We start from the raw sequence: 6,229 nt of genomic DNA, 5'->3' as shown, positions 1-6,229 counted from the left end.
TACAACCGTATACGTATCGGTGGTTCCACTTGTCGTGACAGTGGTTGAACCTCCGAGTTCAGCAATTGTCACACCGGCGCTGTCGTTATCCGTCACGGTGGCGGTAATACTATTGACACTTAAACCGCTATAATTGCTATCGGCACTGGTGGCCGCATGCGTGATGCTGCAACTATGGCTGCCTTCAGCTTCACTGTCGTTGACTGCAGTGATGGTGAAGGTTTGGGCCGGGCCATCCCAGTTCGTGGCCGTAAAGGTGAGCGAACTTGGGGAGACCGTACAATCCGCCGCTGCTGTTGGAGTAATGGTGACATCGGCCGTGGGCTCGCTGGTGAGCACCATGGTGTAGTCATCAGTCGTACTTCCCTCGGTAATATTGGTACTTCCACCACTGGCCGTCACACTCACACCGGCGGAGTCGTTGTCGGTAATTGAAGTCGAAATATTGGAGATGCTGATGCCGTTGTAATTGGCATCACTACTCGCAGCCGTATGAGTAATTGTTCCGGTGTGGTTACTTTCCGCAATGTCGTCATTCACCGCTGTAACGGTAATGGTTTGTGCGGTATCCCAGTTGGCGGCGGTAAAGGTGAGCGTGCTTTGATCGATACTCACATCGGCATCCACTGCTAAGGTCACGGTCACATCACCCGTGGGTTGTGTTGCCAGGACAACGGTATACGTATCGGGGGATGGTCCCCCTTCGGTCGCTGTTGTGGAGCCGTCAGTTTGCGTTAGCGTTACGGCTGAAGTGTCATCATCGGTAATCGAAGCGCTGACTTGCTGCGTACCCGATTCCGTTCCGTTGGTCACACTATCAATATCCATCACGACCGTTTCATTAACTTCATCGGAAGAATCATTGACGCCCGTGACGGTGACGCTGCCGGTGCTTGCGCCCGCATTAATCGTGATGCTGCTGGCGGAACGCGTGTAATCGGTGACATTTGTTGCTGTGCCGGAAAAAGCCAAATCGACCGTCACATTTTGCCCTGAAACCGCAGACAACGTGGCTGTTGCGGTCGCCACGCCAGCATTTTCTGCGAAAGGCGAATCCGCCAAGCTTAAGGTGACACTCGGTGCGGCATCATTGTCATTTAACGTTCCTGTTCCCGTAGCGTCGGAGATGCTCGCATTTGCAGCGTTGGAGAGTGTGGACGTATAGGTCTCCGCTGCTTCATCTAAACTGTCATCAGCAGTGGTGACGCTGAAAGTTTTGGTGGTGTCGCCAGCGCTAAACGTTAATGTGCCGGAAGCTGAAGTATAATCTGAACCTGCTGTTGCGCTGCTGTTCGAGGTAGCATAATCCACCGTCACGGTTTTTCCACTGGCGGCGGATAAGGTGGCGGTAAACGTCGCCGACATTCCTTCCGTCACGGTCACATCATCAATACTGAAGGAAGGCTCAGCATCATCGTCAAAGATGGTGGCCGTGTGCACCAGCGTTGCGCCTTGGCTGGCGTTCGTTGGGCTGCCGATGGTCAAAATCACCGTCTCATTATCTTCATCTAAACTGTCACTGACAATCGTCACGGTCGCCGTTGCGGTGGTAGCGCCTGCTGCAATTGAAATCGGACTTGCCGTGATCGTGTAATCCGTTCCACTTCCTGCCGAACCGGTCACCGTAAATGGCACGGTCACCGTTTTGCCGGAAGCTGCCGAAAGCTGTGCCGTTGCCGTCATCGTGGTCGTAAACGTTCCTTCATCAAAACTTGATTGCGAATCTGCTGTCCACGCCACACTCGGAGCAGCATCGTTGTCGGTAATCGTCGCTGTCCCTGAAGCATCAGAAATCGTCGCATTCACGGCATTGGTAAGACCAGCGGTAAACGTCTCATCGTCTTCATCAAGACTGTCGTTCGTAATGCTGATCCCAAAGGTTTGCGTGGTACTGCCCGCGCTTATCGTAATGGTTTGTGGCCCCGCAGCCGTATAGTCCGAACCCGAGGTCGCCGTGTCATTGCTCGTGGTATAATCCACCGTCACATCGCGGCCGGACACCGCCGATTGTGTGACCGTCAACGTTCCAATCGTCCCATCTTCTGCTACTGAAATATCATTGATACTTAAAGTTGGTGAAGCATCATTGTCATTCAACGTGCCTGTTCCCGTAGCATCAGAAATCGTTGCGGTGCTCGATGGATTGGAAAGGGTAACGGTGTACGTTTCTGCCGCTTCATCTAAGGCATCATCGCTGGTCGTCACACTGACAGTTTTAGTGGTTTCACCAGCGGCAAAGGTGAATGTGCCTGAAGCCGATGTATAATCTGAACCTGCAGTCGCTGTTCCGTTTGAAGTAGCATAATCCACCGTCACCTGCTGCCCACTGGCCGCTGACAGCGTTGCGGTGAACGTCGCCGACGTTCCTTCGGTGACGGTGACATCGTCGATGGTTAAGGAAGGTGTTGCATCATCGTCCGTAATTGTCGTCGTTTGCTGTTGCGTGCCTGATTCCGTGCCGTTGGTCACCGAACTGATATCCACAATCACCGTTTCACCCGCTTCATCCAAGGTGTCTTGCGCGGCCGTGGCGGTCACCGTACAGGTAGTACCCCCTGCGGTAATCGTACATGACGTGCCAGACCCCGTGTAATCCGTGCCGCCTCCCGTCGCCGTTCCCGAAAAGGAAAAGTTCACCGTCATATCACTGGCCGATGTTGTTGAAGCCGTGGCCGTAAACGTCGCCACACCAGCAGCTTCTGCGATGTTCGCATTATTTACTGCCAGAGTGATCGTGGCTGGCTGTGAGCTTCCAAACAGACCGTCACCTGCACCGGTCGTTACTCCTGTTCCTTTTGTGACGGTTGCGCTACTAATGCTAGTACTAACGGTATAGACAACCTGAACGCAGCCTCCACCGCCGGCTCCGCCTCTGCTGGCAGTGGAATTACCGCCGGTGGCAGTAAAACTTGCTGGCGTACCTGCTATAGTGTCTGCTGTGATCTTAACACCACCACCTCCACCACCACTTGCGTAAGTCCCTGGAGTATTTTGACCGTCAGCAGTAATTGTACCGCTGATAGTGGCCGTACCCGTAGCAGTGAGGAGAATAAGTCCGCCACCGGCTCCGCCAACTCCGCCTCCGGTTGCACCACCGCCACCGCCAGATCCCATAGTTGCTACATTGTTTATTGTACAATAGGCTGTTCCTCCCGCATTCACACCACCTGTTCCTGTGGCGCCATTGCCTCCATGAGCACCACCTCCAGGGTAATCACCAGCAGTACCGATACCAAAGCCACCAGCTGGCCCTTTTCCGTTTGCCGCTTCAGCGCCACCATCATAACCAAGATAGTCGGCACTAATAGTTCCGGATGCACCTACAGAGATCGTGGTAGCAGTAACATTGATAATGTTCGTTTGCGCGGTACTGTTATCAGCGTGTTTTAAGGTTCCTCCAGTTATGCTTAGAGTACCTCCAAGAGCAAGCGGCAAAGCGGTCGTGTAACCTGTTAATGTAGTGGTACCGGCAGTTATTGTTAAGTCAGTGATTGAAACCGGTGCTCCCTGATTAAGGCCCAGCGTACCAGCGGAACTAAGGCTGGAGATTGCATTCGATACGGTTGCACCGGAGGCTAAGGTAATACTCGAGGAGCTGTTTGTGGTAATTGTGCCCGCATTTCCCCATGTAGCGCCATTTGCTACTGAAAGGGTGATGGAACTATAATCTCCTAACCCCGTTGCATTAAATGTTCCGTTTACAGTTATGGTTGGACCCGTGCCGGTAACTGAGATGCTAGTAACCCCTGTTCCCAGTGTAAAAGAATTGCTACTGCTGACAGTGATGTCGGTTGCTGAGTCCATGGTGGCACTGGTATTTACAGTCACACTCGACATATTTAACTTTGCGCTGCTGAAATAAGCATTATCGAATGTCAAGTTAGAAAAATTCGTTGTAACAGATGAGGTTATTGGCGTGCCTGAGTGCTTAGAAGAAATATCGCCATTAGTATTATCGGTGTCTTTGACAAAAAATGTACCAGGCCCCCCCATAAAACCTGTTCCTCCACTAACGGTCATGTCCGTGCTGGAATGAAATGCACTGGCTGAAACCGAATTGGAAGTAGTGTAGGTAAATTGGATACAGCCACCACCTCCAGCTCCACCTCTAATAGCCGTGCCTACGTTACCACCGGTAGCAGTAAGGCTTGTCGGCGTTCCCGCTATGGTGTTTGCAGTTATTTTTATACCACCGCCAGCTCCGCCACTAGAATAAGTTCCCGGAGCATTCTGACCATCAGCAGTAATCGTACCATTCAGAGTAGCTGTGCCCGTAGCGGCTAAGATGATGAGTCCACCTCCGGCTCCACCTACTCCACCTCCAGTTGCTCCGCCTCCACCTCCGGATCCCATGGTCGCTACATTATTTATTGTACAATAGGCTGTTCCTCCAGCGTTTCCAGTAGCGCCGTAACCTACATGACCGCTTCCTGCGTGCGCACCACCTCCAGGATAATCATCGGCATCACCTAAACCAAAGCCACCATCTGGCCCTTTTCCGTTTGCCGCCTCAGCTCCACCATCATAACCAAGAGAGTCAGCGGTAACCGTGGACCCGGACTGAAGATCAATTGTGGCAGCTTGAATATTTACCACATAAGATTGGGCGGTACTGTTATCTGTATGATTTAATATACCGCCACTTTGAATAGTCAAAGTTCCTGAAATTGTTTGCTGAGTGGTGTTTTTCTGTTTAAGGGTTCCAAGGTTTGCAATTGTAATACTGCCACCCGTTCCTATATTCCCTACGAGAGTGACACTTGTTGTACTTCCACTTCCAATCGTTAAGGTACTAAAATCCATGGTGGCGCAACCACCGCCTGATGTAAAAACTACAGCAGCGTTATTTATAGTTACGGTATCCGAAGATGTTGGACAGGCATCACCATTCCAGTTAGTGGCAGTTTCCCACTTTAAATCACCTCCACCGCCATCCCAAGTAACGGCGGCAGCAAAAGCTGTGGAGGTGTGCAGACAAAACAGCGCAACAAGCCCGGCCAAGCCAACGATCAGCTGAGTTGTCAATTGAGTGGTCAATTTGCGAGTCAGCTTTAAAATAGCAGACAACATAGCTCTCCCTTGGTTGTTGACGGATTCTCCTTATAAGAGAGCAATAAAAGTGCCAGGAATGGGCCAAAGGCCGGCCTTATCTTACAGGCTAAGTATTTAATATTTTTAATGTTTTTTAATGCGGCGGGTGACTTGACTCATCATGAACCAAAAAATCGTCAAAAATGGCCCTTTTTTCTCTTTTTGGTGGTCCATTTTTGCCTACTCAAAGACATTGATTTTTTTTGAGTTTTTTATCAATTACTCTTTAACTTGGAATGATTTTTTAAGGTCGTAGTCGTAATCCAATTTAGCAAACAGGGTTCTTAATTGTTTCCCTGCTTCTTTAAGCTCATCGGCATCAACGGTTTTTTTATCATTTCCTTTTTCATCGACAAAAACATCCAAAACATCCGAAAGCGATTTTCCGGCCCATTCATAGCCCAACGCATAATTTCCACGGTAACCGGGAAAATGAAAAGCCAAAGGGAGCACGTTGACTAAATTGGCCCAATCAATGCCAAGGAGACCGCGGTAATGTTTGTCGATGAGGCGTTTTAAGTCTTGGGCTATATTTTTTTCAGGGTGAGAGCTCACGATGTCATAAAGTTCGGCTTCAATTAAGGCATCATTAATGCCAAGGATGGCGACAGCAGCAAACTGGTCTTGATAAGTATCCGCCAATACATCTTGAATCACCGGTTCCTTAAACCCATCGACGTCTTTAAGGTAGGTTTGCATGAATCCTTTGGAATAAACGATGCGGTTGAGCATTTTACCAACACCCTCCATAAAAGGTTCAGCCGCAACGGCGATGCCGCGTGTACGGCTTTTGCCCGAGGCCTGGGCCGCCAAGATGTGATGAATGGCATGCCCATACTCATGCAAGAGCCCAGAAAGCTCTCTTAATGAGAATTGATCGTTAGCAAAATTTAAGGAGATCAAGGAACCGCCATCGATATTTTTGGCAAGATAACCTTTCATTTTTAAGTCCCGCGATTTTAAATCCGGGACGATCTTGTAAAAGGGCGGCAAGTCCAAATCAATTCCCAAATCTTTGAAGAATCGACGGGCAATCTGGTCAGCTTGTTCCGGGGATAAACTAAAAGATTGGCCATCAAAAGAAATATGATGCTCCCTAGAAACTTCCCTTAGCCGCGTTTTCAATGATTCATCAAAT

The 6,229-nt window shown here is 49.9% G+C and carries 1 protein-coding gene and 1 pseudogene; both read right to left on the bottom strand.

Annotated elements, in window-relative coordinates; translation table 11 throughout:
• Positions 1-5,070: pseudogene (locus A2048_05120) on the bottom strand (hypothetical protein).
• Positions 5,071-5,310: 240 nt separating this feature from the next.
• Positions 5,311-6,216, bottom strand: coding sequence for a hypothetical protein (locus A2048_05115; protein ID OGP09890.1), 906 nt, complete (start codon positions 6,214-6,216; stop codon positions 5,311-5,313).
• Between the last annotated feature and the right edge of the window lie 13 nt (positions 6,217-6,229).

The organism is Deltaproteobacteria bacterium GWA2_45_12 (assembly GCA_001797365.1).
In the GTDB taxonomy this organism is placed as follows: Bacteria; UBA10199; UBA10199; order UBA10199; family UBA10199; genus UBA10199.
This window is presented reverse-complemented; position numbering and strand designations above follow the sequence as displayed.